This is a genomic window from Streptomyces sp. NPDC052236 (assembly GCF_044548015.1).
GTDB lineage: Bacteria > Actinomycetota > Actinomycetes > Streptomycetales > Streptomycetaceae > Streptomyces.
In genome coordinates this window covers 175,978-200,537 of the sequence record NZ_JBIUBL010000006.1, presented here as the reverse complement: position 1 = coordinate 200,537, position 24,560 = coordinate 175,978, and the positions used below count along the sequence as shown (strand labels likewise).

Genomic DNA, 24,560 nt, shown 5'->3' with positions numbered 1-24,560 from the left:
CGCCAGCCAACCGGATCACTCTCGAGGGATCCGGTTGGGTGTCGATTGAGTAACAGACCTTGATGTGAGGCAAAATCTCCGCCTCAGGTCGGGCACAAGTCCGGCCTCTCACGCGTTACGTGCGCTGAGACACCGCAGACACCCAGAGGGGGAGAGGCACCATGGCAACGGACTACGACACCCCACGCAAGACCGATGACGATGTCGATTCGGACAGCCTTGAGGAATTGAAGGCCCGCCGGAACGACAAGACGACGTCGGCCGTCGATGTAGACGAGTTTGAGCAGGCTGAAGGCCTGGAGCTGCCCGGAGCGGACCTTTCCAATGAGGAACTGTCCGTTCGCGTGCTGCCCCGTCAGGCCGATGAGTTCACCTGCATGAGCTGCTTCCTCGTGCACCACCGCAGCCAGCTGGCGCGAGAGAAGAACGGTCAGCCGATCTGCCGCGACTGCGACTGAGGTCCGGTCGGCCGTGGCAGGCGAAACACCGTTCAGGAAGCGGCGCTTTCGGCGTCTGAAGCCATCGGAGGCGCATCAGGGCGGTACGGGACCGGCGCAGGACGCCACGGCGTCTGCCGGACACTCGGCCGCCCTGCTGCCCCACGGCGCGGGAGGCAACGACGAGCGGGGCGTAGCGGCCTCGCTCGAAGGACTTGAAGGACTTGAAGGAACGGCGCGGGCGGGGTCCCCGACAAGGGCCCCACGCCTGGCCGCCGTCCGGCAGGGCGTGGGCCGGGGCGTCAGGAGGAGCCGTGAGTCCGCCCGGGCAGGGATCGCGCATCTCGCCGACCGGATCATCGAGAACGCGCCACGCATCCCCGTGCGCGATCTCGCGACGCTGCGCAAGCAGTTCCCCGGCCTCGCTCCCGAGCAGCTTGCCGACAAGCTGGTCGCGGGCGCGGCGAACGGGACCTCCACGGTGGGCGCGGGCGTCGGCGCGGCGGCGATGCTGCCCGTACCGCCGGCGATGCCGGCCGAGCTGGCCACGGAGATCGTCTCCGTCGCCGCGATCGAGCTGAAGCTCATCGCCGAACTCCACGAGGTCTACGGGATGCGACCGCCCGGCACGCTCAAGGAGCGCTCCGCCGCGTATCTCACCTCCTGGACGGAGGAGCGCGGGATCGACGTGACCAAGCCGTCGACGGTCAACACCGCGTTCGGCGGCCACCTCAAGCGTCAGCTGCGGCAGCAGATCATGAAGCGCATGGTCCGCAATCTGCCGAACCTGATGCCGTTCATGGTCGGTGCCGCCGTCGGCGCCGTGATGAACCGCCGGGACACCCGAAAGCTCGCGGACCACGTCCGCGCCGACCTGCGCAAGCGGCAGGTGCCCTGGGACGCGCTGCCCGCGCTGCCGCCGCTGGAGCAGCCGAAGGACGCTCTGGACCCGGGAGAGATGGGCCACACCCGCCGAGAACTGGGGCGCTGAAACCCGTCCGTCTCAGCCCACGTCAGTCCGCGCCCACGTCAGTCCGCGCGCACCGCCGTGAGAGCGGCGGCCAGCGCCTTCGGCCTGCGGGTCGACACATAGACGTACGGCGTGGGGTCGGCCGGGTCCGTGATCTCGATCCGCAGCGCTGTCGGCACATAGCTGCGCAGCAGCATGAACGCCCGCGGATCGGCCTTGTGCAGGCGCCAGGCCCGCGCCTCCTCCGCGTCCAGCACCTCGGGCTCGCCCAGCGCCGACAGCGGGATCCGGGCGTCGCCCGCGACCAGCGAGTCCGCCACCACGCGGATGCGGACCGAGCCGTACGAACTCACCACGACCGACGCCAGCACCATCGCCCCGATCAGGCCGCCGAGCATCGGCAGCGTGCCGAGCGGCAGCAGCATGAGCCCGCCCGAGACACCCACCAGAGCGGCGATGAGCCACCAGGAGCGGGGCGCGGTAAGACGTTCTTCGTAGCGAGAGGCGGAAGGCTGCATGAAGCCAAGCTTGGCACGGTGCGGCCCGCGGGTACCCGCGCGGGTAAGGTCTGCGGCTGTGAGTACTGCGAAAACCCCGGGGGTGGCCCCCGGACTCTCGTCCAGGGCCCCGGCGATGACCCCTCCGGCCGACGCCGCTCCGCCGGTGCGGCACCGTGAGGCCCCCGCCCCCGGTGAGCTCCTCGGCGCGCACTACGAGCACTGCTTCGGCTGCGGCGAGGCCCAGCCGCACGGCTTGCACCTTCAGACGCGGGCCGGTGAGGGCGTACGCGTCACCGCGGAGTTCACCGTCAAGCCCGCCCACCAGGGCGCGCCGGGTCTCGCGCACGGCGGGGTGCTCGCCTCCGCCCTGGACGAGACGCTCGGCTCCCTGAACTGGCTGCTGCGGACCATCGCGGTCACCGGCCGGCTGGAGACCGACTTCATCAGGCCCGTGCCGGTGGACACCGTGCTGCACCTGGAGGCGGAGGTGACCGCGGTCGCCGGACGCAAGATCTTCTCCACCGCCGTCGGCCGGATCGGCGGCCCTGACGGCCCCGTGGCCGTCCGTGCCGAGGCCCTCTTCATCGAGGTCAAGGTCGACCACTTCATTGACAACGGCCGCCCGGAGGAGATCCGGGCAGCGATGGCCGACCCCGACCAGATCCGGCGCGCCCGCGCCTTCGAGGTGAATCCCTGATGCGTGACGCCGTCGACGTCCTGATCCGCCGCGTGGACCCGGAAGTACCGCTTCCGGCATATGCCCACCCGGGCGACGCGGGAGCAGACCTGGTGACCTGTGAGGCCGCCGTACTCGCCCCTGGCGAACGGGCCGTACTGCCCACGGGAGTGTCGATCGCCCTCCCCGACGGGTACGCCGCCTTCGTGCACCCGCGGTCCGGTCTCGCAGCCCGCTGCGGTGTGGCCCTCGTGAATGCCCCGGGGACGGTTGATGCCGGGTACCGTGGGGAGATCAAGGTGATCGTGGTCAATCTCGACCCGCGTGAGAGCGTGCGGTTCGAGAGGTTCGACCGGATCGCCCAATTGGTGATTCAGCAGGTTGAGAAAGTGCGCTTCCACGAGGTGGCGGAGCTCCCCGGCTCGGCGCGGGCCGAGGGGGGCTTCGGATCCACTGGCGGTCATGGAGCCGTGAACGGCTCATCGGGTGGGAATCGATACGCTTCGGTCGTATCCGACCGGGAAGGACAGTGACGTGTTCGGACGTCGCAAGAAGAGTGGTTCCGCCGAGGACGCGGCGGACGCAACGGGCGAGGCCGAGCAGGTCGTCGACGAGCGCGAAACGGACGAGGCCGACGACGCGGGCACGAAGGGTGAGCCCCGCCGGGTGAACCTTCCGCCGGCGCCCCGGCCCGACGGCCCCTGGGACGTCTCCGAGGTGTCCAAGCCCGACGAGGGCCGGGTCGATCTGGGCGGCCTGTTCGTGCCCGGCGTCGAAGGCATGGAGCTGCGCGTCGAGGTCGCAGGAGACGCGATCGTCGCCGCCACCGTCGTGGTGCGCGACAGCGCCGTACAGCTGCAGGCATTCGCCGCGCCCAAGAAGGAAGGCATCTGGGGCGAGGTCCGCGAGGAGATCGCCACGGGGATCACCCAGCAGGGCGGTGTCATCGACGAGGTCGAGGGCCCCTTGGGCTGGGAGCTGCGGGCGCAGGTGCCCGTACAGCTGCCGGACGGCAAGAGCGGGGTGCAGCTGGTGCGCTTCATCGGCGTCGACGGGCCGCGGTGGTTCCTGCGCGGAGTGATCTCCGGGCAGGGCGCGGTGCAGCCCGAGGCCGCGGGTCTGCTGGAGCAGATCTTCCGGGACACCGTCGTCGTACGGGGTGAGGGGCCGATGGCGCCTCGCGACCCGATCGTGCTCAAGCTGCCGGAGGACGCGCAGATGGTGCCCGAGGGTGTGCAGCAGGAGGAGCAGGAAGGCTCCCGCTTCTCCGGAGGCATGGGGCAGCTCCAGCGCGGACCCGAGATCACCGAGGTCCGCTGACCGGATTTCACTCGGTCAAGCTCAGTCAGGTTCAGTCAGGTTCAGTCAGGCCGGTGGCCCGAATCCCTTCGAGGGGTTCGGGCCACCGGCCTTTTCGGGGGACTGCCCTGTGCTGTGACATACCGGCCACCCTGCCCGCTGCCCTCGTCCTGACTGTGCGTCAGCTCGCCGTCGGCGCGACGGGCTTGGTGACGCACGATCCCCTGAGCGTTGCCCGGTTCGTGTGCGGTGCACATACTGAGGCCGGACCGATTCCGTACGGGGGACTGAGGACTTCTGACATGACCGACAGCACCGGCGCGCAGAGCGGCACGGCCATCGCCGAGAACACCACAGGGCCCATGGTGCGCGTCGAGAACCTGCACCGTTCGTACGGCACCGGGGCCGCCGCCGTACACGCGCTGCGCGGCGTCTCCTTCGAGATCCCGCGCGGAGAGCTGGTCGCGCTCAAGGGCCGTTCCGGCTCCGGGAAAACCACGCTCCTCAATCTGGTCGGCGGACTCGACTCCCCGGACCAGGGCCGTATCACCGTCGGTTCCACCGATCTCGCCGACCTCAGCGAGCGAGGGCTGCTGGAACTGCGCCGTGACCGGATCGGGTTCATCTTCCAGTCCTTCGGTCTCATCCCGATCCTCACGGCCGCCGAGAACGTCGGCGTGCCGATGCGGCTGCGCAAGACCGACCCGCGTGAGCGCGAGGAACGCGTCGAGCTGCTGCTCGCCCTGGTCGGCCTCGCCGACCAGGCGGCGCAGCGCCCCGGCGAGCTCTCCGGCGGCCAGCAGCAGCGCGTCGCCATCGCCCGCGCGCTCGCCAACCGGCCCGTGCTGCTGATCGCCGACGAGCCCACCGGGCAGCTCGACGCGGAGACCGGGCTCGCGGTCATGGAGCTGCTGCGCGCGGTGGTGCGGGGCGAGGGGGTCACGGCGCTGGTCGCCACGCACGACGCTCAGCTGCTGGGCCTGGCCGACCGCGTACTGGAGCTCAGCGACGGCGAGATCACGGAGCACTGAGCGGAGCACTGAGCGGAGCACTGAGCGTCAGAATCACGTCAAGGCTCCGCCGGGGCCGCTTCCGCGTCCGTTGTGCCCGTATCGCCGGTCGTACAGTCAATGCAGCGTACGGAGCTGTTTCCGTACGCTGTCGGCGCTGAAAGACAATGAGGCCATGGGACGCGGAACGCGCGGAAGACTCCGCATCTATCTCGGCGCGGCACCGGGCGTCGGCAAGACATACGCGATGCTCGCCGAGGCGCACCGGCGCGTGGAGCGCGGTACCGACTGCGTGGTGGCCTTCGTGGAGCACCACGGACGCGCCCGCACCGAAGTGATGCTGCACGGCCTGGAGGAGATCGAGCGCCGCGAGATCGAATACCGGGGCGCGGTCTTTACCGAGATGGACATCGACGCCGTCCTCGACCGCCGCCCCGCCGTCGCCCTCGTCGACGAACTGGCGCACACCAATGTGCCCGGCTCGCGCAGCACCAAGCGCTGGCAGGACGTCGAGGAGCTGCTCGCGGCCGGTATCGACGTCATATCCACGGTCAACATCCAGCATCTCGAATCGCTCGGCGACGTCGTGGAGTCGATCACGGGCGTACGTCAGCAGGAGACCGTCCCCGACGAGGTCGTCCGCCGGGCGGACCAGCTGGAACTGGTCGACATGTCGCCCCAGGCGCTGCGCCGCCGGATGGCTCACGGCAATGTCTACGCGCCGGACAAGGTCGACGCGGCCCTGGCCAATTACTTCCGTCCCGGGAATCTCACCGCGCTGCGCGAGCTGGCCCTGCTCTGGGTCGCCGACCGGGTCGACGAATACCTCCAGCAGTACCGCGGCGAGCACGACATCCGCTCCACCTGGCAGGCCCGCGAGCGCATCGTCGTCGGCCTCACCGGCGGACCCGAGGGCCGCACCCTCATCCGGCGCGCGGCGCGCATGGCGGCCAAGGGCTCCGGCAGCGAGATCCTCGCCGTCTACATCGCCCGCAGCGACGGACTGACCGCCGCGTCGCCCAAGGAACTGACCGTCCAGCGGACCCTGGTCGAGGACCTCGGCGGCACCTTCCACCACGTCATCGGCGACGACATCCCCTTCTCGCTGCTGGAGTTCGCGCGCGGCGTCAACGCCACGCAGATAGTGCTCGGCTCCAGCCGCCGCAAGGCCTGGCAGTACATCTTCGGCCCCGGCGTCGGCGCGACCGTCGCCCGCGATTCGGGGCCGGACCTCGACGTACACATCGTCACGCACGACGAGGCGGGCAAGGGCCGCGGGCTGCCCGTCGCCCGCGGCGCACGGCTCGGCCGCTCCCGGATCATCGCCGGGTGGCTGGTCGGCGTGGTCGCACCCGCGCTGCTGACGCTGCTGTTGACCTCGGTGGACGACACCCTCGGGCTCGCCAACGACGTACTGCTCTTCCTCTTCCTGGCGGTGATGGCGGCGCTGCTCGGCGGACTGCTGCCCGCGCTCGCCGCCGCGGCTGTGGGCTCGCTGCTGCTGAACTACTACTTCACCTCGCCGACGCACACGCTGACCGTCTCGGACCCGAAGAACATCCTCGCCATACTGATCTTCTTCGCGGTGGCCGTCGCGATGGCGTCCGTGGTGGACCTGGCCGCGCGCCGGACGCATCAGGCCGCCCGGCTGCGCGCCGAGTCCGAGATTCTCTCCTTCCTCGCGGGCAGTGTGCTGCGGGGAGAGACGACACTGAACGCCCTGCTGGAGCGGGTCCGCGAGACCTTCGCCATGGAGTCCGTGGCGCTGCTGGAGCGGGAGGACGACATCGCCCCCTGGACCTGCGCGGGCAGCGTCGGCCCCCGTCCCGTCGTACGGCCCGAGCGGGCGGACGTGGACATGCCGGTCGGCGACCATATGGCGCTGGCGCTCTCCGGCCGCGTACTGCCCGCCGAGGACCGCCGGGTGCTCGCCGCCTTCGCCGCCCAGGCCGCGGTCGTACTGGACCGGCAGCGGCTGGTCGGACAGGCCGAGGACGCCCGCCGCCTCGCCGAGGGCAATCGCATCCGTACGGCGCTGCTCGCCGCCGTCAGTCACGATCTGCGCACCCCGCTCTCCGCCATCAAGGCCGCCGTGTCCTCGCTCAGGTCCGACGACGTGGCCTGGTCCGAGGAGGATCAGGCCGAGCTGCTGGAGGCCATCGAGGACGGCGCCGACCGGCTGGACCACCTCGTGGGCAACCTCCTCGACATGTCCCGGCTCCAGACGGGCACCGTCACCCCGCTGATCCGGGTGACCGACCTCGATGAGGTGGTCCCCATGGCGCTCGTCGGCGTGGACGCGCAGAGCGTGGAGCTGGACATCCCCGAGACGCTGCCCATGGTCACCGTCGACCGGGGACTGCTGGAGCGGGCGGTGGCCAACATCGTGGAGAACGCCGTCAAGTACAGTCCCGCCGCGACACCCGTGACGGTGGCCGCGAGCGCGCTCGGCGACCGGGTCGAGGTACGGGTCGCCGACCGCGGCCCCGGCGTCCCGGATGAGGCGAAGGACCGGATCTTCGAGCCGTTCCAGCGCTACGGTGACGCTCCGCGCGGCGCGGGCGTCGGCCTCGGCCTCGCGGTCGCCCGGGGCTTCGTGGAGGCCATGGGCGGCACGCTCACCGCCGAGGACACCCCCGGCGGCGGCATGACCATGGTCCTCACCCTCAGGGCGGCGCCCGGAGCCGCTCCCGTCGCTTCCGGCCTGCCCGCCCAGGTCACCTCATGACCGCAACGACAGAAAGGCAGGCCCCCATGACCCGGGTGCTGGTGGTGGACGACGAGCCGCAGATCGTACGAGCCCTCGTGATCAATCTGAAGGCGCGCAAGTACGAGGTGGACTCGGCCGGCGACGGCGCCACCGCGCTCCAGCTGGCCGCCGCCCGCCACCCCGACGTCGTCGTACTCGACCTCGGCCTGCCCGACATGGACGGCGTAGAGGTGATCAGGGGCCTGCGCGGCTGGACCCGCGTCCCGATCCTGGTGCTCTCCGCCCGCCACACCTCCGACGAGAAGGTCGAGGCGCTGGACGCGGGCGCCGACGACTACGTCACCAAGCCCTTCGGCATGGACGAGCTGCTGGCGCGGCTGCGCGCGGCGGTCCGCCGCGCCGAACCGGTCGGCGGCGACAGTGACGCCGATGTGGTGCTCGTCGAGACGGAGGGCTTCACCGTCGATCTGGCGGCGAAGAAGGTGCACCGGGACGGGCGCGATGTGCGGCTGACCCCGACCGAGTGGCATCTGCTGGAGGTGCTCGTACGCAACACGGGCCGGCTGGTCAGCCAGAAGCAGCTGCTCCAGGAGGTCTGGGGCCCCTCCTACGGCACGGAGACGAACTATCTGCGGGTGTACATGGCGCAGCTGCGCCGCAAACTGGAGGCCGATCCCTCCCACCCCAGGCACTTCGTCACCGAACCGGGCATGGGTTACCGCTTCGAGCGCTGATCCGCCGGCCCCGGCGGCCGGTAGGCTTTCTGTATGAGCGCCGAACCCCGTTCCGAGAAGGCCGAGAAGGGCGAGAAGGCGGCGAAGCCCGCCGGCCGCTTCCGGCGCATGCTCGACCGGCTGTCCTCCTCCCAGGAGGACCTTGAGTCCGAGGAACTGCGGGAGGACGCGCAGGCATCAGGATGCATCCGCATCGCCGAATGCGGTGACCGCCAGATCGTGCGGGTGACTGGTACCTTGCGCACGGTGACCCTGAGGCCGCGGGCCGGTGTGCCCGCGCTGGAGGCGGAGCTGTTCGACGGCACGGCGCCACTGGACGTCGTCTGGCTCGGCCGCCGCTCCATCGTGGGCATAGAGCCGGGCCGAAGACTCATCGCCTCCGGCCGGATCTCCATGAGCCACGGCCGCCGGGTGCTGTTCAACCCCAAATACGAACTCCGACCGCTCGGACAGGAGTAGCCGGTGACGTCTGCCGACAAGCCGACCACCACGACCCCCGACACCACAACCGACAGTGACCAGCAGCAGCGGGACAGCGAGGCCAGGGCCGTCACGGAAGCCGCGCTGTTCGAAGCGTTCGGTGGCGTGCGCGGCATGGTGGAGACGGTCCTGCCGGGGCTGCTCTTCGTCACCATTTTCACGATCAACAAGGACCTGCACCTCTCGGCCATCGCGGCCCTGGGGCTTTCGCTGCTGCTCGTCGCGGTCCGGCTGATCCGCAAGGACACCGTCAAGCACGCCTTCAGCGGCGTCTTCGGCGTGGCCTTCGGCGTCGTCTTCGCGATGATGACCGGCAACGCCAAGGACTTCTATCTGCCGGGGATGCTCTACACCCTCGGCCTGGCGGTCGCGTACATCGGGACGACCATCGCGGGCGTCCCGCTGATCGGGCTGATCCTCGGCCCGGTCTTCAAGGAGAACCTCTCCTGGCGGACCCGTAACCCCGGCAGGAAGAAGGCGTACGCCAAGGCCAGCTGGGCGTGGGGCCTGATCCTGCTCGCCAAGTGCGCGATTCTCTTCCCGCTGTACTGGTGGGCCGACACCGAGCAGCTGGGCTGGGTGCTGGTGACGCTGAAGATCCCGCCGTTCCTGCTCGCCGTGTATCTGACCTGGGTCTTCCTGGCGAAGGCGCCCGCGCCGATCGATGTCTTCGCCGAGATGGAGGCGGAGGAGCGCGCAGAGAAGGCCGAGAAGGAGCGCGAGGCCACGGCGGAGCGGTTCGCGGAGGCGATGGATCCCCTGGTGAACGAGGCGGTGCAGCGCATCGCTGACGCTCCCGCCAAGCACCGTAAACCGTAGCGCTCACATACACGGAAGGGGCTCGGGACCATCAGGTCCCGAGCCCCTTCCGTCGTCTATCCGCTGTCTGTCCGCCTGTCTGCGCTAGCGCGGCGCTTCCTCCTCGCGGCGCACCGACAACAGGTCCTCCAGCTGCTCCTCGCGCGCCTGCGCCGCCACGAACAGCAGCTCGTCGCCCGCCTCCAAGGTCTCCTCGGCGCCCGGCGTCAGCACCCGCGAGCCGCGGATGATCGTGACCAGCGCGGTGTCCTCGGGCCACGCCACATCGCTGATCTGGGTCCCGGCCAGCGCCGACTCCGGCGGCAGCGTGAGCTCGACCAGGTTGGCGTCGCCGTGGCTGAAGCGCAGCAGCCGTACGAGATCGCCGACGCTCACCGCCTCCTCGACCAGCGCCGACATCAGACGCGGCGTGGAGACCGCGACATCGACGCCCCAGGACTCGTTGAACAGCCACTCGTTCTTGGGGTTGTTGACGCGGGAAACCACCCTCGGCACCCCGTACTCCGTCTTCGCCAGCAACGAGACCACCAGATTGACCTTGTCGTCACCGGTCGCCGCGATCACGACATTGCACCGCTGCAACGCCGCCTCGTCCAGCGAGGTGATCTCGCAGGCGTCGGCAAGCAGCCACTCCGCCTGGGGCACCCGCTCCACCGAGATGGCGGTCGGCGCCTTGTCGATGAGGAGCACCTCGTGCCCGTTCTCCAGCAGCTCGCCCGCGATGGAACGACCCACCGCACCGGCCCCCGCAATAGCGACCCGCATCAGTGACCGCCCTCCTCGGGGCCTTCGGTGAAGGCCGCCTCGACCTTTTCGACCTCGTCCGTACGCATCATGACGTGCACGAGATCGCCTTCCTGCAACACCGTCTGCGAGGTCGGCAGCATCGCCTCTCCCAGCCGGGTGAGGAAGGCGACGCGCACGCCGGTCTCGTCCTGCAAGCGGCTGACCTTGTGACCGACCCAGCTTGCCGACGCGTGCACCTCGGCAAGCTGCACCCCACCGCTGGGATCGCGCCACAGCGGCTCCGCGCCCGACGGCAGCAGCCTGCGCAGCATCTGGTCCGCGGTCCAGCGGACCGTGGCGACGGTCGGGATGCCCAGGCGCTGGTAGACCTCGGCGCGCCGGGGGTCGTAGATACGGGCCGCGACGTTCTCGATGCCGAACATCTCGCGCGCCACCCTGGCGGCGATGATGTTGGAGTTGTCGCCGCTGCTGACCGCGGCGAAGGCGCCGGCGTCCTCGATCCCCGCCTCACGCATGGTGTCCTGGTCGAAACCGACTCCGGTGACGCGACGGCCGCCGAACCCGGAGCCCAGGCGGCGGAACGCCGTGGGGTCCCGGTCGATGACGGCGACCGTGTGCCCGCGCTGCTCCAGGGTCTGCGCGAGAGCGGCTCCCACTCGCCCGCATCCCATGATGACGATGTGCACGTCCCCTTACCCCGCACTCCTGGTTTCCCGGTTGACCTGCGACAACACGCTGCTCACAATTTCCTTCTCGGCTCGCTGGGCAACGAAGGGCAACAGCTCGTGGCGCTGCCCGGTCACGAGCTTATGCGGGAAGGCGGGTGTTGACCTCATCCGCGTCGGAGCGGGGAATTTTCCTTCGGAAACCCCTTTGGAAACCCTCTCGGAAACCCCCTCGGAAACCCTTCGGAAAACAGTCCGCGGACAGCGAAAGGGGTGGTGGGTGGGCGGGTCCCAGCGGATGCGTTTACGATCCTCAGCGTGCCCAAACTGACCGACGTGCCCAAACGGATCCTGATCGGCCGGGCGCTCCGCAGCGACCGACTGGGAGAAACACTCCTTCCCAAGCGCATCGCGCTGCCCGTCTTCGCCTCGGACCCGCTGTCCTCGGTGGCGTACGCGCCGGGCGAAGTCCTTCTGGTGCTCTCCATCGCGGGCGCGTCGGCCTACCACTTCTCCCCGTGGATCGCGGTCGCGGTCGTGGTCCTGATGTTCACGGTGGTCGCCTCCTACCGGCAGAACGTCCACGCCTACCCGAGCGGCGGCGGCGACTACGAGGTCGCCAACACCAACCTCGGACCGAAGGCCGGACTCACCGTCGCGAGTGCCCTGCTGGTCGACTACGTCCTCACCGTGGCCGTGTCGATCTCCTCCGGCGTGGAGAACCTCGGCTCCGCGGTCCCCTTCGTGGTCGAGCACAAGGTTCTCTGCGCCGTCGGCATCATCTTCCTGCTGACCCTGATGAATCTGCGCGGCGTGCGGGAGTCGGGCAAACTCTTCGCCATCCCGACGTACGTCTTCGTCGCTGCCGTCTTCATCATGATCGCCTGGGGCGCCTACAAGGGTGTGGTGCTCGGCGACGACATGAAGGCCCCGACCGCCGACTTCGAGATCAAGGCCGAGCACGAGGGGCTGGCCGGTTTCGCCCTGATCTTCCTGCTGCTGCGGTCCTTCTCCTCCGGCTGCGCCGCGCTCACCGGCGTCGAGGCGATCAGCAACGGCGTCCCCGCCTTCCGCAAGCCGAAGAGCAAGAACGCCGCGACCACCCTGGCGCTGATGGGCGGCCTCGCCGTCACCATGTTCTGCGGCATTATCGGCCTGGCCATGGCCACCAACGTGAAGATGGCCGAGGAACCCGCCCACGACCTGCTGCGCAATGGCGCGCCGGTCGGCGAGGAGTACGTCCAGAACCCGGTGATCTCGCAGGTCGCCGCCGCGGTCTTCGGCGACGGGACGTTCTTCTTCATCGTGCTCGCCGCGGCCACCGCGCTGGTCCTGTTCCTCGCCGCCAACACGGCGTACAACGGCTTCCCGCTGCTCGGCTCGATCCTCGCGCAGGACCGCTACCTCCCGCGCCAGCTGCACACCCGCGGCGACCGGCTCGCCTTCTCCAACGGCATCGTGCTGCTGGCGGGCGCGGCGATGCTGCTCGTCTGGGTCTACGACGCCGACTCGACCAAGCTGATCCAGCTCTACATCGTCGGCGTCTTCGTCTCCTTCACTCTCAGCCAGACCGGCATGGTGCGGCACTGGAACCGGCATCTGAAGACGGAGAAGGACCCGGCCGCGCGCCGCCGCATGATGCGTTCGCGGGCGATCAACACCTTCGGCGCCTTCTTCACCGGGCTGGTGCTGGTCGTCGTACTGGCCACCAAGTTCACGCACGGCGCCTGGGTGGCGCTGCTGGGCATGGTGATCTTCTACGGGACGATGACGGCGATCCGTAAGCACTACGACCGGGTGGCGGAGGAGATCGCCGCCCCGGAAGGTCCGACGGACGACACCGTGCGCCCCTCGCGTGTGCACGCGATCGTGCTGGTCTCCAGGATCCACCGGCCGACCCTGCGCGCCCTGGCGTACGCCAAGCTGATGCGCGTGGACAAGCTCGAAGCGGTCAGCATCAGCGTTGACCCGGCGGAGACGAAGGCGCTGCGGGACGAGTGGGAGCGGCGCAACATCAATGTGCCGCTGAAGATCCTGGACTCCCCGTACCGCGAGATCACCCGGCCGATCATCGAATACGTCAGGGGGCTGCGCCGGGAGAGCCCGCGGGACGTGGTCAGCGTCGTCATCCCCGAGTATGTGGTGGGTCACTGGTACGAGCATCTGCTGCACAACCAGAGCGCGCTGCGCCTCAAGGGGCGGCTGCTGTTCACGCCGGGTGTGATGGTGACCTCGGTGCCGTATCAGCTGGCGTCCTCGGAGGTCGCCAAGCAGCGGGCGAAGAAGCGCCAGGAGTGGAACGCGCCGGGTTCGGTGCGCCGCGGGCCCGTGGACCAGCGCCCCAAGGAGCCCAAGGAGCAGCCCACCCCCAAGGGCTGAGACGCTCGTGGTGAACGGCCGGTCGACACCCACGTACAGTGGATGGGTTGTCGTCCGGCCGTTTTTCCTTCTTTCTTCTGGAGTTACCCCGCCATGCAGAACGCACCTGAGTCTTCGCTGGTCGGGGAAGAGTACGAGGTCGAGGTAGGACCCGTCGCACACGGCGGCCACTGCATCGCCCGCACTGCCGAGGGGCGGGTGCTGTTCGTACGGCACACGCTGCCCGGCGAGAAGATCGTCGCCCGCGTCACGGACGGTGACCAGGACTCCCGCTTCCTGCGCGCGGACGCCGTACGCGTCCTTGAGCCGTCCAAGGACCGCGTCGAGGCCCCGTGCCCGTACTCCGGCCCCGGGAACTGCGGCGGCTGCGACTGGCAGCACGCCAAGCCGGGCGCGCAGCGGCGGCTCAAGGGCGAGGTGATCACCGAACAGCTGAAGCGGCTGGCGGGCCTCACACCCGAGGAGGCCGGCTGGGACGGCACGGTCGTGCCGGCGGAGGGCGACAAGGTGCCCGCGGGCCAGGTGCCCGCGTGGCGTACGCGTGTGCAGTACGCGATCGACACGGAGGGCCGGGCGGGGCTGCGCAAGCACCGCTCGCACGACGTACAGCCGATCGACCACTGCATGATCGCGGCGCCGGGCGTCAGCGAGCTGGGCATCGAGCACCGGGACTGGTCGCAGCTGGCGTCGGTCGAGGCGATCGCGGCGACCGGCTCCAGCGACCGGCAGGTAGTCCTCACCCCGCTGGCGGGCGGGAGGCTGCCGCTGGTGGAGCTGGACAAGCCGGTCTCGGTGCTGCGCGTGGACGAGAAGGACGGCGGGGTGCACCGGGTGCACGGCCGGGCGTTCGTACGGGAGCGGGCGGACGGCCGGACGTACCGCGTCGGCATGGGCGGCTTCTGGCAGATCCACCCGCAGGGCCCGGACACGCTGATCAAGGCCGTGATGCAGGGCCTGATGCCGCGCAAGGGGGAGTCGGCGCTGGACCTGTACTGCGGTGTGGGCCTGTTCGCGGGCGCGATCGCGGAGCGGGTGGGCGAGAGCGGCGCGGTGCTGGGCATCGAGTCGACGAAGCGCGCGGCGGAGGACGCCAGGCACAACCTGGAGGACATGCCGCAGGTACGCATCGAACACGGCAAGGTGGACCAGGTCCTGCCGCGCACCGGGATCACGGAGACGGACCTGATCGTCCTGGACCCGCCGCGGGCGGGGGCGGGCAAGCAGACGGTGGCGCGCCTGGTGGGGCTGGGGGCGCGGCGTATCGCGTATGTGGCGTGCGACCCGGCGGCGCTGGCGCGGGACCTGGCGTACTTCCGCGAGGGCGGGTACAAGCCGCGGACGCTGCGGGCGTTCGACCTCTTTCCGATGACGCACCATGTGGAGTGCGTTGCCATCCTTGAGCCTGCTGAAAAGGGCGCCTGACCTGCGGTTTCTTCCGGGGATCCGTCGTTCGACCTGTTTCGGCTCATCCAACGGGTGAAGCGCGGGGCGATGGCCGGATCGACCGCCAAGAATGGTCTGACCTGCGGTTTCGGACATGCGTGTCGATCGCTTCGGTAGCGGTACCGGGCACTTCTCGGGTTGTTGACGCACGAATGACGCAGGTTCTGAAGCTTCATCACATTGGCTCGGTCGCGTACACGGTCGCGACCAGGCCGGTTGTTTCCGGAGCCGAGCTGAAAGCGGCTGGCTTTGAGGCCAGCGGCTGATACTCAGGCAATTCCAAGGGCGGGAGCGGCAGGTCGTGCAGCCGTCGCAGCAGCCCGCCGAGGTGCCCTGCGGGTGGTGCGCCGTGGTCCGGCTGCGGGTAGTGAACCCAGAATGTCACCGCGAATCAACCGCAGAGGACGGGCTGGGGCACATCGAAGGGTTCCGTCGCTGGAAACCGATGTGATGAGAGCCGGCCAGTCAGGCTCACGGCCGTATCGAGGCGCTGCTTCTGGGACGCGGAGCTGACGCGGACCACGATGCCCTCCCTCGGCAGCAGGAACACGGACGTGGCGTGCTGGTGGAGTTGGGTCAGGGGCTGGTCCGGCAGGCCGGATATCCGGCAGGCTTGGCGGGCTGCGGTCTCTTCGGACGCCGTTGTCGTCATTGCAGTTGGACCTTCGTTGTCGCGTCGATGGCCTGGTAGCTGCGTATGGCGTCTGCCAACTCGCGCGCCGTACGGTTTCCTGCGAGGCGGGGATGTTGAAGGAGGCGATCCACGCGTTTCACAGCGCTGCCGATCTGTTGAATGCGCAGGTTCGGGGGCATCTGGAGGATCTGTTGGAGTTGCTCGCCGGCACCTTCCACGTCTCCGGCAGCAAGGCGGGCAGTGGTGATGTCCAATCTTGCCAGGGCCTCGTCGTCGTAGGAGCGGTCTTCTTGGGCTCCGCTCGCGTAGAGCGCGATGGCCGCTGCACGCGGCGACGCCGGATGACAAGGGTGTTGCCGAGACGTATCGGACGCATTCTTCGGGTGCCGTCCACCCGGCGCCACGGAGGGAATGAAGTTGCCGCGACGGCCTTGACTCGGGCCGCCCTGCGGGCGTAAATCTTTCTCAGGTTTCCTGACATCCAGGCAGGGTGGACCGCGCTCGACACACGCCTCGGCCCCTCATATTCGACCCCTGACGCGCTCTTGGCTTCAGGGGCATGACAGGACGAGCAACCGTTCCAGAGACTGAGCGGGAGTGAGTCCTCCAGAACTCATGCTCAGCTACGAGCAGCTCGATGCCCTGGCTCACTCGGTGGGCCGGTATCGGCGCTCATCCCGCTGTTGGGTTACACCGGCATTTGAGGGGGTGGAGCCGAGCGCGGCGGAGGGGCTGGTGCGGCCTGTTGCCACGGATCACGAGCTCAACGGCCGGCGGCAGCCGTGCCGGGCTCTCGGTCAGGACTGCCGGATCGCGGCGACGTCGAATTCCAGCGTCACCTTCTCGCTGACCAGGCCCCCGCCCCAACTGACGCCCCAGTCCTTGCGGTTGATGGTTGCCTTGCCCGCGAAGCCGCCCCGAAAGGTGCCCCGTGGATCGTTCTCGGCGCCGGTCAGTTCGAAGTCGTCCTCACCGGTGCGGGTGCCGGGCTCGACGGTGCCGCCCTGGCGGGACGGGCTTCCGGTGACAGTGCTGGCGCCGGACTACCAGCGGATTCTCAGCGGCTGACCGACATCAACACCTTCGTCCTGCAGGGCACCACGATGCAGCCGGTCGACACCTGGACGCTCGACCAGTTTTACCCTGCCACAGGAGATGTCTCCAAGCCGACGTTGTAGCTTGCGTCAACGTCAATACAGCACACCGGCAAGGCCGGCCCGCTCGCGGATGTGACGTTGCCGAAGACTACCTTCGGCGGAACGCGGATGCCGAACCGGGACGACACCACAGCCGGCAGCGGCTCGGCCTCGAAGACCACCGCCTACGAGTACGACCATGGCCACAACTGGCGGCGCGACGTGGGCGAGTTCAGCCTCGACAAGCACCGCACCTGGAGTGTCTTCCGCGGCTACGGAACGGTCCGTACCCTGACCGGTGCCAGCAACCGCACCAAGACCGAAACGAGCTACTTCCGACGCGCTGGTCGCGAAGTCGGCGTAAGCCATGATCTCGGTCAGCTCGGCAAGGCCGGGCGGCACGGTGGTCGTCATTCGTGATCCTCCCCTTCATGGCGGTGATGGGAAGATGGATCCGGACTTCCCTCAGGCGGTAAGGACTTCCAGCGCGGCGGCGTGCACACCCGGCGCGGCGGCGAGGTAGCTCTCGCCGGCCAGTTCCCACGGTTTGCCCTCGATGTCGGTCACGACGCCTCCGGCCTCCTGGACCAGCAGCACACCTGCCGCGTGGGACCGGACGTTGTCGAACTGCCAGTGCAAGTCCATCCGGCCCGCGGCGACCTGGGCGAGCTGGTGGGTCACAGGTACGGAGACCCGCACATAAAGGGCGGAGTTCGTCATCGCGGCGAAGGCGGAGCCCATCCGCTTCGCGAGCTCGGGGTCGTGACCCGGCTTGGCCTGGCCGGTCCCGGCCAGTGCGCCGTCCAACGACGTCTTGACCGAAACCCGCAGCCGTACACCGTCGAGGAACGCCCCGCCGCCCTCGGTCGCGGTGAACATTTCGTCGAGGACCGGGAAGTAGACCACCGCCAGCACCGGGCGGCCGTCACGGACGAGGCTCACGCCGATGTTCCAGTCGGGCATGCCGTGCACGGCGTTGACGTTGCCACCGACCGGGTCGATGAGCCACCACTCGCCCGTGGCCAGCGGTCCCGATCCATGTTCGTCGTTGAGCCAGCCCGCGCTCGGCAGGGCCTCGGTCAACGCTGGGCGCAACGTGTCGACAACGGCCGCGTCATTGGCCTGGAGGTTCGCGAGCAGTTCGGGGAGTCCGGGCTGACGGGACTCGGCGGAATAGCGCGTCATCATCCGGGTGCCGGCGTGGCGGACGGCGGCGACGGTGGCGGCAAGCAGTTCCTGGCTCATGGGATGCTCCCGGAGTTGATCGAAGTGGATCTGTGTCTTGTGAGGATTTACTGTTATGCAATTGGACTTGAATCTGCTGACCGTGCTGGACGCCCTGCTCGAAGAGGGCAGCGTGATGGGCGCAGCCGAGCGGCTGCACCTGTCCTCGCCCGCGGTCAGCCGCACCCTCGGCCGACTTCGCGCCGTCACCGGGGACGACATCCTGGTGCGCACCGGCCACTCGATGGCTCCCACCCCGTACGCGGTGTCGGTGCGGGAGGACGTGCACCGGCTGGTCAGGCAAGCGCACGAAGTGCTCTCGCCGATCCGTGAGCTGGACCTGGCCGAGATGGATCGCACCTTTACGATCCAGTGTCACGACGCCGTGGCCGCGTCACTAATACCGGTACTGGTCGAAAGGATCCAGCAGCGGGCTTCCGGGGTGCAGTTGCGGGTGCTGGCGGAGAACCCCGTCGACACCGACGACCTGCGACACGGCCGCGTCGATCTGGAACTCGGTGGCGGTAGGCCTAGTCTGCCCGAGTTCCGGTCCGAGCCGCTCGGCGACGATCGGCTCGTCGTGGCGATGCGTGCGGACCACCCTTGTGCCGCCGGACTCGACCTGGCCTCCTACGCGGCGCAGCCGCATGTGGTGATCTCCCGGCGTGGCCGCCTCACCGCGCCGATCGACGACGTGCTGGCCGCCGAAGGCCTGCGGCGCCGGGTGGTCGCGGCGGTGGCGACGGTGTCCACCGCCCTGCAGATCGCCGCCCGTGGCGACGCGCTGGTCACCTGCACGGCGATCCTCGGCCGCCCGCTCATCGAGGCGTTCGGGCTCCTCGCCCGGCCGCTGCCGATCGAGTCCCCGGCGGCGACGATCAACTGCAACTGGCACCAGCGCTACGATTCCGACCCCGCCCACGCCTGGCTCCGCGAGCAGGTCCGGGCGTCGATCGAGGAGATCACCGCCTGCTGACTACTCCGCCTACTCCGCCAATGGCAGGGCCACGGCACCGGGAAAGCCAGGCGCCTCGGCTTCGTCGAGCATCGCCGCGGCGACGGTTTCCCGGCTGACCTTCGCACCGAGGTCGAAGGGAGGCGCGGCCTCCAGGCCGACCGTGCGCCGACGGGGGCTTTCCGGCCCGTCAGCGAGCATTCCGGCGTGGAAGACGGTGCCCCCCGCCGCGAGAACGGTGTTGTCGGCTTCGACCTTGTCCGCGAGCCGGTCGCCCAGCACCTTGGCGAGCACGCCCGCGCCCTGCCCCGCCACTTCGGCTGACTTGCCCGTGCCGTAGGCACCGAGCCAGATGACGCGCCGTGGGCCGGCGGCGACGACGGCCCGGGCGCCGGTCAGGAGTATCCCGGCCCGGTCCGTGCCGAGCGCGGAAAGGACCACGGAATCCCCGTCCACGACGGCGGCGATACCGGCCGCGTCGTTCACGTCGCCCGCCACTTTGCGCAGGTTCGGGGAGTCGGGCAGGGCGATCCGCTCGGGATCACGCGCGATGGCGGTCACGGTGTGACCACGTCGCAGCGCCTGTCGGGTGAGGGCGATTCCGGTCTGGCCGGAGGCCGCGAGGACGGTGAGGTTCATGCCGAGAACGTTAGGGAGCTCCCCACTTAACATCAAGTGCAAATATCTGACTTGATAAGTTACCCAGACGCAATCACTTCAGAAGGAAGGGCGGAGCACGCGACCCCCGTTACCGTTTTCGTGGCCCTGCAAAGGGGCTTCTCCAATGTGCTCCACCGCCGCGTTGCGGACGTCGTCACGCCGAGCGTCGGCGTGCCACAGGTAGTGGTTCAGCAGCCGCTGTATCCCCTGAGGGCCATCGTCCCCGGCGGCCTCAGCCAACGTCCAGCCGTTCTCGCGTTCCGCCTCGCCGAGCAGTCACCGCAGGTCACGTCTGCGCGGCTCCGTCGACAGCGGTGGTCATGATGTGGCGGATACGTTCGCGTAGCAATTGATGTGTGCGGTCGTGGTGGTTACGTGGGTGCCACGCCATGCCGATTGTCAGGGGCGGCAGCACCAGGGGGATCGGGAACGTGCGCAGCCCGAGTGTGTTCAGCATCGGCCGTCCGAGTCCGGCCGGGGCAACGCTGACGACGTCGGTTTCGCGGGCCAGGAACAGCGCGGTCGCGACGCTGGGGACCACGGCCACCACGCGTCGGCTCAGGCCCAGTTCGGCGAGCTGTTCGTCGATCGGGCCGTGGGCTCGGCCGCGTCGCGACACGACGATGTGGTCGGTGGCGGCGAACCCCCGCGGTGTGACGGTTTTCGTCCTCGTGAGTGGGTGATCCGGCCGCACAACGCCGATCAGTGTCTCCGTGAGAAGTGTTTCCGAGCGGATCTCGGGGTCGCCGGGACGCACGATCCCGATCTCCAGATCCACCAGTCCTTCGCGCAGGGCCGGGGTGTCCTCGAGATTCTCCGGCCGCAACCGCAGTGAGATGCCGGGCGCCTGGACCCGTAGATCGTCGAGGAGGGACGGGATGAGGGCCGTGGACAGCATGTCGTTGACCTGCAGGTCGAACGTGCGCACAGCGGTTCGGGGATCGGCGGCGTTCGACGGTGCGAACAGTGCTCGCGCCCGGGTGGCGACCGCGTGCACCTCACCACGCAGTTCCAGGGCCCGGGGTGTGGGTACGAGGCCGCGTCCGGCACGCACGAGGAGCGGGTCGTCGAAGGCGCGGCGCAATCGGGCCAGGGCGCGGCTCATCGCCGGTGGCGAGGTGTGCAGGCGTGCCGCGGCCTTCGTCACGCTGTTCTCGGCGAGCAGCGCGTCCAACGCCTCGATGAGGTTCAGATCGACGTAGTCCATCCATCGGATTATCACTTGAGAAAGGACTACGTACCAAGGTTGCACTGGTGTGAATCGGCTGCGTTTCCTAACGTCGAACTCACTTGACGACATGAAGGAGGTCGCAGTGGACATCCGCATCTGCCCACCTCGCGACAGCAGGCACCGTGACGCCGGTGGCCGCGGTGGCCGCGGTGGCCGCGGTGCCGGCGCGACCAGGGACGGGCTGTGATGCGCCTGGTCGTGATCGGGTGCCGGGATCGTGGGCCTGACAACCGGGCTCGCGCTGCGCCATGCAGGGATCGAGGTGGTGATCTGTCACCGACCACTGCACGATGCGTGGCCTCTGGCGGCTCAGGCTCCGAGATGCACGTGGTGGGAGCGTTCACGGTGGCCGATGACGAGGACGCCTTCGTCTGGATCCGGCGCTTCGAGGACGCCGCCGACCGGGAACGCGTCCTGGCCGCCGTCCACGGGCGTTCCCGGTGCGCAACCGTCGTCGACACTCTTTCCGCGCTGTCGGGCGGGACGGCGTCCACGGTCCGGCTGGAACCTGCCCCGCGGTCCGGGCTTCGCTGACCCCGCCCGTGGACCGGGGTTGCGGTACACGACCTGGATCGATCGACGACGCGAAGGGGAGGCTTCGAATGGTTCAACACGAACTGCCGGCGACACGGGACACCGTGGTGAACGTCTTCGGCCGGGACACCCCACCGGTTCTCACCGTGGACGCCGGCGACTCGGTGGTGGTCGGCTCGCTGGACGCCGCGGGATACCTGGAGCCGATGCGAACACCCGGTGACCCGAGACCGAGGATGTTCGAGGGCCGGACCGGCCACTGTCTCCCGGGCCCCAATCGCGGTTCGGGGCGCGGAGCCGGGCATGGTCCTCGAGGTGCGCTTCGGGTCCGTCGGGGCCGGCACCTGGGGGTGGACGCTCGCCGGGGTGAAGGACGGCCCGCTGACGCGCCGACGGACCCGCGTCATGGCTGTTGTGGGACATCGGCGACGGGACGGCCACCAACGACCGCGGCCAGACCGTGGACCTCGCCGCCTTTCCTGGGTGTGGTCGGTGTCCCTCCGGTGGAACCGGGCCCGCATTCCACCATCCCGCCGCGAGCGGGGAGCGAGGGGAACATCGACTGCCGTGAACTGGTGGCGGGTTCGACGCTGTACCTGCCGGTGACCGTGCCCGGTGCGATGCTCCGCCTGGGAGACGGCCACGAGGCGCAGGGGAACGGTGAGGTCGCGGGCACAGCGATCGAGTGATGTTGCCGATCGGCTCCCGCTGTTCTTTGAACTGGCGGAAATGTGAGCAGCGGCGGTAAGAATGCATTTCCGGACCAGCTCGGCTCGCACCTGGCGCGGCTGTTTACGCTGCTGAACTCGACGTTTATCCGGCGTCAGGACGCCCCCTTGCAATCCGTATGAAAGCGAGTAGAGAGCAAATTGAATGACAGCTCATAATCATCCCATGAACAGCATCGATGCAATCTCTGAGGCCCGTCCGCGCCGGATTTCCTTTGCGGAGGTGCGCGCCCGGATCGGAGAGCCCGAGGACATGATCAAAGGCAAGATACACGACCGTCTCGACCGGCATTGCCGCCGTTTCGTCGCCCATTCTCCTTTCCTGGCGATGGCAACATCGGACGCCACGGGACTCCCCGACAGCTCACCACGCGGCGACTACCCGGGATTCGTCAAGGTACTCGACGAGCGCACGCTCGCCATTCCCGACCGGCCGGGCAACAACCTGGCCGACTCTTTTCGCAATCTCGCCGAGAACGACGGGATCGGGCTGATGTTCGTCATCCCCGGAGTACGAGAAGTACTGCGTGTAAACGGTCGTGCCTATCCCACCGACGAACCGGACGTGCTCGCCCGGATGCGCACCGAAGGAAAGGAAGCCGAGCTGGCGATCGTCGTGGAATTGACGGAGGTCTTCTTCCACTGCGGCCGCGCGCTGATCCGCTCCCGGCTGTGGGATCCGGCGAGCCAGGCCCTGGCCGAGGAACTGCCGTCGATGGGTGAGATCGCCATCGACCAGATGGGGCTCGACGCAGATCCGACGGTGCTGGAAGAGATGCTCGAAGACGACTACCGGCACCTGTACTGAAGGCGGTATGGCCATGCAACGAACAATCCTTGAGAAGGCGGAGCCGGTCGCCGAGGGCGCCGTCTCGCTCCTCCTGCGCGGCGCCGACGGCCCGCTGGCCCCCTGGGAACCGGGCGCGCACATCGATCTGGCACTGCCCAACTGGCTGACCCGGCAGTACTCGCTGTGCGGGAACCCGGCCGACGGCGACACGTACCGTGTCGCCGTCCGTCACGACCGGCTCAGCCGGGGCGGCTCGGAGTACATCCACCTGTTCCTCAACGAGGGCCGCACGCTCGACGTCTCGGTGCCACGCAACAACTTTCCGCTGCTGCCCGCACCCGAGTACCTGTTCCTCGCCGGCGGCATCGGCATCACTCCCATCGTGCCGATGCTGACGGCGGCGGTCGAAGCGGGCGCCTCGGCGACGTTGGTGTACGTGGGCAGGTCCCTGGCCACCATGCCGTTCGCCGACGACCTGCGGGCTGTGCACGGCAGCCGGGTGCGCATCCACGCCACCGAGCAGCACGGCAGGCCCGACTTCGCCGCGGAGGCGGCAGTGCTGGGTCCTCAGGCACTCGTGTACTGCTGCGGCCCCACGTCGATGCTCGACGCGGCCGAGGCGGCGTTCCCCGCGCAGCAGTTGCACATCGAGCATTTCCGGCCGGTGGCCAAGGATTTCGCGCCCAACAAGCCCTTCGATGTGCGCTGCGCCCGGTCGGGACGGACCGTTCGGGTCAGTGCGGAGGATTCCATGTTGGACGCGTTGAACCACGCGGGATTCCGCATACCGTCTGGATGCCGCGAAGGGGTCTGCGGCAGTTGCGAGATCGCCCTCGTTGACGGAGAGCCGGAGCACCGCGACGACATCGGCGCCCCGCCCGGTCATATGTACTGCTGCGTCTCACGGGCGCTGTCGTCCGACCTCACCGTCGACCTCTGACCCGATCCGTACCACCCCTCATGTGCCGAACGCCGTGATCGCCGACCATCCCGGGAGGGATGCCCCATGACAATCCATCTGCATCTGACGACGAAGGCCTGTGGCTTATGATCGGCTGGCTCGAGCTGGCCGAATCGGTCATCACCTCACCGTGGTTGTACGCGGTGCTCATCTCGGTGTCCTTCCTCGACTCCTTCCTCCCGCTGATCCCGAGCGAACCCGTCGTGATCGTCGCAGGCGTCTACGCCGCCACCGGACAGACCGACATCGTGCTCGTCATCGCCGCCACGACGCTCGGCGCCCTTCTCGGCGATCTCGTTCCCTACGTGGTCGGACGATTGTTGGGTGTACGCATACTCAAGCGCCTGCCACCCGGCTCCAAACGCCGGACGGCACACGACTGGTTCGCCCGCGAACTCGACGCTCGCGGCGGCTTCATCCTGGTGACCACACGGTTCATCCCGGTGGGGCGCTACCTGGCCACCTTGTCCACCGGGCTCGTCGGCTACCCCTTGGGCAAATACATACTGTTCGTCGCGTTCGCCACCGCCACTTGGAGCGCCTACACCGCGCTCACCGGCTATTTCGGCGGCGTCGTGTTCCAGGAGAACACGCTGCTGGCCATCGCCGTCGGTGTGGGGCTGGCGTTCGTGGTGACCGGTGTCCTCGAAGGCGTACGTCACCTCCGCCGCCGCAGGACTGCCGTCGCAGCGGACACAGCCATCGACTGACCCCTCCGCCCGCTACCGTCCGGTCCCGCTCGCCGAAACATGGGACTCGAGCGCCTCCGCATGGACCGCCAAGCGCCGCGAGGCCTAGTTACTGCAACGACACTCCGTGACTTGGCGCGCTCGGGTGC

General features: G+C 68.8%; 27 protein-coding genes and 1 pseudogene. 19 read left to right on the top strand and 9 right to left on the bottom strand.

What is annotated here, in order from left to right; genetic code table 11:
- Positions 1 to 161: 161 nt before the first annotated feature.
- Positions 162 to 458: a DUF4193 domain-containing protein gene (locus ACIHCQ_RS13140; protein ID WP_108153055.1), complete on the top strand. Its 297-nt coding sequence runs from the start codon at positions 162 to 164 to the stop codon at positions 456 to 458.
- 13 nt (positions 459 to 471) lie between these two features.
- A complete protein-coding gene (locus ACIHCQ_RS13135; protein ID WP_399661227.1) occupies positions 472 to 1,428 on the top strand; it encodes a hypothetical protein in 957 nt (318 codons plus the stop codon).
- A 38-nt stretch (positions 1,429 to 1,466) separates the two neighbouring features.
- Here ACIHCQ_RS13135 and ACIHCQ_RS13130 read toward each other — a convergent pair whose 3' ends face one another.
- On the bottom strand, positions 1,467 to 1,925 hold the full coding sequence (locus ACIHCQ_RS13130; RefSeq protein ID WP_399661225.1) for a DUF3093 domain-containing protein: 459 nt from the start codon (positions 1,923 to 1,925) through the stop codon (positions 1,467 to 1,469).
- A 115-nt stretch (positions 1,926 to 2,040) separates the two neighbouring features.
- Here ACIHCQ_RS13130 and ACIHCQ_RS13125 point away from each other — a divergent pair, with 115 nt between their 5' ends.
- The 8 genes from ACIHCQ_RS13125 (at position 2,041) to ACIHCQ_RS13090 (ending at position 9,635) form a co-directional block, all read left to right on the top strand.
- Positions 2,041 to 2,604, top strand: coding sequence for a PaaI family thioesterase (locus tag ACIHCQ_RS13125; protein ID WP_399661458.1), 564 nt, complete (start codon positions 2,041 to 2,043; stop codon positions 2,602 to 2,604).
- Positions 2,604 to 3,116, top strand: coding sequence for a dUTP diphosphatase (gene dut / locus ACIHCQ_RS13120; protein ID WP_399661223.1), 513 nt, complete (start codon positions 2,604 to 2,606; stop codon positions 3,114 to 3,116). The genes ACIHCQ_RS13125 and dut overlap by 1 nt, the downstream gene beginning before the upstream one ends.
- A gap of 1 nt (position 3,117) precedes the next feature.
- Positions 3,118 to 3,903, top strand: a complete 786-nt coding sequence (locus ACIHCQ_RS13115; RefSeq protein WP_399661221.1) for a DUF3710 domain-containing protein — start codon at positions 3,118 to 3,120, stop codon at positions 3,901 to 3,903.
- A 281-nt stretch (positions 3,904 to 4,184) separates the two neighbouring features.
- Positions 4,185 to 4,913 (top strand): ABC transporter ATP-binding protein, encoded by a 729-nt coding sequence (locus ACIHCQ_RS13110; RefSeq protein WP_399661219.1) that lies wholly within the window; start codon positions 4,185 to 4,187, stop codon positions 4,911 to 4,913.
- A gap of 154 nt (positions 4,914 to 5,067) precedes the next feature.
- Positions 5,068 to 7,620 (top strand): ATP-binding protein, encoded by a 2,553-nt coding sequence (locus ACIHCQ_RS13105; protein ID WP_399661217.1) that lies wholly within the window; start codon positions 5,068 to 5,070, stop codon positions 7,618 to 7,620.
- 26 nt (positions 7,621 to 7,646) lie between these two features.
- Entirely contained in the window at positions 7,647 to 8,336 is a 690-nt protein-coding gene (locus ACIHCQ_RS13100; protein ID WP_399661457.1) for a response regulator, read from the top strand.
- A gap of 33 nt (positions 8,337 to 8,369) precedes the next feature.
- A complete protein-coding gene (locus tag ACIHCQ_RS13095) occupies positions 8,370 to 8,795 on the top strand; it encodes an OB-fold nucleic acid binding domain-containing protein (RefSeq protein ID WP_399661215.1) in 426 nt (141 codons plus the stop codon).
- 3 nt (positions 8,796 to 8,798) lie between these two features.
- Complete coding sequence (locus ACIHCQ_RS13090) at positions 8,799 to 9,635, top strand: DUF3159 domain-containing protein (protein ID WP_399661213.1); 837 nt, start codon at positions 8,799 to 8,801, stop codon at positions 9,633 to 9,635.
- Between the two features lie 84 nt (positions 9,636 to 9,719).
- Here ACIHCQ_RS13090 and ACIHCQ_RS13085 read toward each other — a convergent pair whose 3' ends face one another.
- Positions 9,720 to 10,400 (bottom strand): potassium channel family protein, encoded by a 681-nt coding sequence (locus ACIHCQ_RS13085; protein WP_399661211.1) that lies wholly within the window; start codon positions 10,398 to 10,400, stop codon positions 9,720 to 9,722.
- Positions 10,400 to 11,068, bottom strand: coding sequence for a potassium channel family protein (locus ACIHCQ_RS13080; protein WP_399661209.1), 669 nt, complete (start codon positions 11,066 to 11,068; stop codon positions 10,400 to 10,402). Before ACIHCQ_RS13080 ends, ACIHCQ_RS13085 begins: the two co-directional genes overlap by 1 nt.
- 297 nt (positions 11,069 to 11,365) lie before the next feature.
- Here ACIHCQ_RS13080 and ACIHCQ_RS13075 point away from each other — a divergent pair, with 297 nt between their 5' ends.
- Together ACIHCQ_RS13075 and ACIHCQ_RS13070 are read left to right on the top strand one after the other, a co-directional pair.
- Positions 11,366 to 13,426 carry an APC family permease gene (locus ACIHCQ_RS13075; RefSeq protein WP_399661207.1) on the top strand — a complete coding sequence of 687 codons (2,061 nt, stop codon included), beginning with the start codon at positions 11,366 to 11,368 and terminating at the stop codon, positions 13,424 to 13,426.
- Positions 13,427 to 13,519: 93 nt separating this feature from the next.
- Positions 13,520 to 14,848 carry a class I SAM-dependent RNA methyltransferase gene (locus tag ACIHCQ_RS13070; RefSeq protein WP_399661205.1) on the top strand — a complete coding sequence of 443 codons (1,329 nt, stop codon included), beginning with the start codon at positions 13,520 to 13,522 and terminating at the stop codon, positions 14,846 to 14,848.
- A 669-nt stretch (positions 14,849 to 15,517) separates the two neighbouring features.
- Here ACIHCQ_RS13070 and ACIHCQ_RS13065 read toward each other — a convergent pair.
- On the bottom strand, positions 15,518 to 15,757 hold the full coding sequence (locus ACIHCQ_RS13065) for a hypothetical protein (protein ID WP_399661202.1): 240 nt from the start codon (positions 15,755 to 15,757) through the stop codon (positions 15,518 to 15,520).
- 543 nt (positions 15,758 to 16,300) lie between these two features.
- Positions 16,301 to 16,459 carry a YceI family protein gene (locus ACIHCQ_RS13060; protein WP_399661455.1) on the bottom strand — a complete coding sequence of 53 codons (159 nt, stop codon included), beginning with the start codon at positions 16,457 to 16,459 and terminating at the stop codon, positions 16,301 to 16,303.
- 279 nt (positions 16,460 to 16,738) lie between these two features.
- On the opposite strand from ACIHCQ_RS13060, the gene ACIHCQ_RS13055 reads away from it, so the two are divergent.
- Complete coding sequence (locus ACIHCQ_RS13055) at positions 16,739 to 17,059, top strand: hypothetical protein (RefSeq protein ID WP_399661200.1); 321 nt, start codon at positions 16,739 to 16,741, stop codon at positions 17,057 to 17,059.
- A 45-nt stretch (positions 17,060 to 17,104) separates the two neighbouring features.
- Here ACIHCQ_RS13055 and ACIHCQ_RS13050 read toward each other — a convergent pair whose 3' ends face one another.
- Positions 17,105 to 17,884, bottom strand: coding sequence for an inositol monophosphatase family protein (locus tag ACIHCQ_RS13050; RefSeq protein ID WP_399661198.1), 780 nt, complete (start codon positions 17,882 to 17,884; stop codon positions 17,105 to 17,107).
- Positions 17,885 to 17,939: 55 nt separating this feature from the next.
- Here ACIHCQ_RS13050 and ACIHCQ_RS13045 point away from each other — a divergent pair, with 55 nt between their 5' ends.
- The gene (locus ACIHCQ_RS13045) at positions 17,940 to 18,839 is read left to right on the top strand and encodes a LysR family transcriptional regulator (RefSeq protein WP_399661196.1); all 900 of its coding nucleotides are present in this window, start codon (positions 17,940 to 17,942) and stop codon (positions 18,837 to 18,839) included.
- Positions 18,840 to 18,848: 9 nt separating this feature from the next.
- Here ACIHCQ_RS13045 and ACIHCQ_RS13040 read toward each other — a convergent pair whose 3' ends face one another.
- The 3 genes and pseudogenes from ACIHCQ_RS13040 to ACIHCQ_RS13030 form a co-directional block, all read right to left on the bottom strand.
- Complete coding sequence (locus ACIHCQ_RS13040) at positions 18,849 to 19,457, bottom strand: NAD(P)-dependent oxidoreductase (RefSeq protein WP_399661194.1); 609 nt, start codon at positions 19,455 to 19,457, stop codon at positions 18,849 to 18,851.
- 135 nt (positions 19,458 to 19,592) lie between these two features.
- Positions 19,593 to 19,754 (bottom strand): annotated as a pseudogene (locus ACIHCQ_RS13035) (IS701 family transposase); the annotation flags it as partial.
- 10 nt (positions 19,755 to 19,764) lie between these two features.
- The gene (locus ACIHCQ_RS13030; RefSeq protein ID WP_399661192.1) at positions 19,765 to 20,685 is read right to left on the bottom strand and encodes a LysR family transcriptional regulator; all 921 of its coding nucleotides are present in this window, start codon (positions 20,683 to 20,685) and stop codon (positions 19,765 to 19,767) included.
- 345 nt (positions 20,686 to 21,030) lie between these two features.
- On the opposite strand from ACIHCQ_RS13030, the gene ACIHCQ_RS13025 reads away from it, so the two are divergent.
- From ACIHCQ_RS13025 to ACIHCQ_RS13005, 5 genes are all read left to right on the top strand, one after another.
- Complete coding sequence (locus ACIHCQ_RS13025; RefSeq protein WP_399661477.1) at positions 21,031 to 21,243, top strand: hypothetical protein; 213 nt, start codon at positions 21,031 to 21,033, stop codon at positions 21,241 to 21,243.
- A 503-nt stretch (positions 21,244 to 21,746) separates the two neighbouring features.
- Positions 21,747 to 21,932 (top strand): acetamidase/formamidase family protein, encoded by a 186-nt coding sequence (locus ACIHCQ_RS13020; RefSeq protein WP_399661190.1) that lies wholly within the window; start codon positions 21,747 to 21,749, stop codon positions 21,930 to 21,932.
- A 205-nt stretch (positions 21,933 to 22,137) separates the two neighbouring features.
- Positions 22,138 to 22,779, top strand: a complete 642-nt coding sequence (locus ACIHCQ_RS13015; protein WP_399661188.1) for an MSMEG_1061 family FMN-dependent PPOX-type flavoprotein — start codon at positions 22,138 to 22,140, stop codon at positions 22,777 to 22,779.
- 13 nt (positions 22,780 to 22,792) lie between these two features.
- Positions 22,793 to 23,701: a PDR/VanB family oxidoreductase gene (locus ACIHCQ_RS13010; protein ID WP_399661186.1), complete on the top strand. Its 909-nt coding sequence runs from the start codon at positions 22,793 to 22,795 to the stop codon at positions 23,699 to 23,701.
- A 107-nt stretch (positions 23,702 to 23,808) separates the two neighbouring features.
- Complete coding sequence (locus ACIHCQ_RS13005; RefSeq protein WP_399661184.1) at positions 23,809 to 24,432, top strand: DedA family protein; 624 nt, start codon at positions 23,809 to 23,811, stop codon at positions 24,430 to 24,432.
- The last annotated feature ends 128 nt before the right edge of the window (positions 24,433 to 24,560 follow it).

What these genes read in the sequence shown, in the direction of transcription:
- ACIHCQ_RS13140 (WP_108153055.1), top strand. Translation starts at nt 162, where the DNA reads ATGGCAACGGACTACGACACCCCACGCAAGACCGATGACGATGTCGAT.
- ACIHCQ_RS13130 (WP_399661225.1), bottom strand. Translation starts at nt 1,925, where the DNA reads ATGCAGCCTTCCGCCTCTCGCTACGAAGAACGTCTTACCGCGCCCCGC.
- ACIHCQ_RS13125 (WP_399661458.1), top strand. Translation starts at nt 2,041, where the DNA reads ATGACCCCTCCGGCCGACGCCGCTCCGCCGGTGCGGCACCGTGAGGCC.
- dut (WP_399661223.1), top strand. Translation starts at nt 2,604, where the DNA reads ATGCGTGACGCCGTCGACGTCCTGATCCGCCGCGTGGACCCGGAAGTA.
- ACIHCQ_RS13110 (WP_399661219.1), top strand. Translation starts at nt 4,185, where the DNA reads ATGACCGACAGCACCGGCGCGCAGAGCGGCACGGCCATCGCCGAGAAC.
- ACIHCQ_RS13105 (WP_399661217.1), top strand. Translation starts at nt 5,068, where the DNA reads ATGGGACGCGGAACGCGCGGAAGACTCCGCATCTATCTCGGCGCGGCA.
- ACIHCQ_RS13100 (WP_399661457.1), top strand. Translation starts at nt 7,647, where the DNA reads ATGACCCGGGTGCTGGTGGTGGACGACGAGCCGCAGATCGTACGAGCC.
- ACIHCQ_RS13095 (WP_399661215.1), top strand. Translation starts at nt 8,370, where the DNA reads ATGAGCGCCGAACCCCGTTCCGAGAAGGCCGAGAAGGGCGAGAAGGCG.
- ACIHCQ_RS13085 (WP_399661211.1), bottom strand. Translation starts at nt 10,400, where the DNA reads ATGCGGGTCGCTATTGCGGGGGCCGGTGCGGTGGGTCGTTCCATCGCG.
- ACIHCQ_RS13070 (WP_399661205.1), top strand. Translation starts at nt 13,520, where the DNA reads ATGCAGAACGCACCTGAGTCTTCGCTGGTCGGGGAAGAGTACGAGGTC.
- ACIHCQ_RS13050 (WP_399661198.1), bottom strand. Translation starts at nt 17,884, where the DNA reads ATGAGCCAGGAACTGCTTGCCGCCACCGTCGCCGCCGTCCGCCACGCC.
- ACIHCQ_RS13045 (WP_399661196.1), top strand. Translation starts at nt 17,940, where the DNA reads ATGCAATTGGACTTGAATCTGCTGACCGTGCTGGACGCCCTGCTCGAA.
- ACIHCQ_RS13040 (WP_399661194.1), bottom strand. Translation starts at nt 19,457, where the DNA reads ATGAACCTCACCGTCCTCGCGGCCTCCGGCCAGACCGGAATCGCCCTC.
- ACIHCQ_RS13030 (WP_399661192.1), bottom strand. Translation starts at nt 20,685, where the DNA reads ATGGACTACGTCGATCTGAACCTCATCGAGGCGTTGGACGCGCTGCTC.
- ACIHCQ_RS13025 (WP_399661477.1), top strand. Translation starts at nt 21,031, where the DNA reads ATGCACGTGGTGGGAGCGTTCACGGTGGCCGATGACGAGGACGCCTTC.
- ACIHCQ_RS13015 (WP_399661188.1), top strand. Translation starts at nt 22,138, where the DNA reads ATGAACAGCATCGATGCAATCTCTGAGGCCCGTCCGCGCCGGATTTCC.
- ACIHCQ_RS13010 (WP_399661186.1), top strand. Translation starts at nt 22,793, where the DNA reads ATGCAACGAACAATCCTTGAGAAGGCGGAGCCGGTCGCCGAGGGCGCC.
- ACIHCQ_RS13005 (WP_399661184.1), top strand. Translation starts at nt 23,809, where the DNA reads ATGATCGGCTGGCTCGAGCTGGCCGAATCGGTCATCACCTCACCGTGG.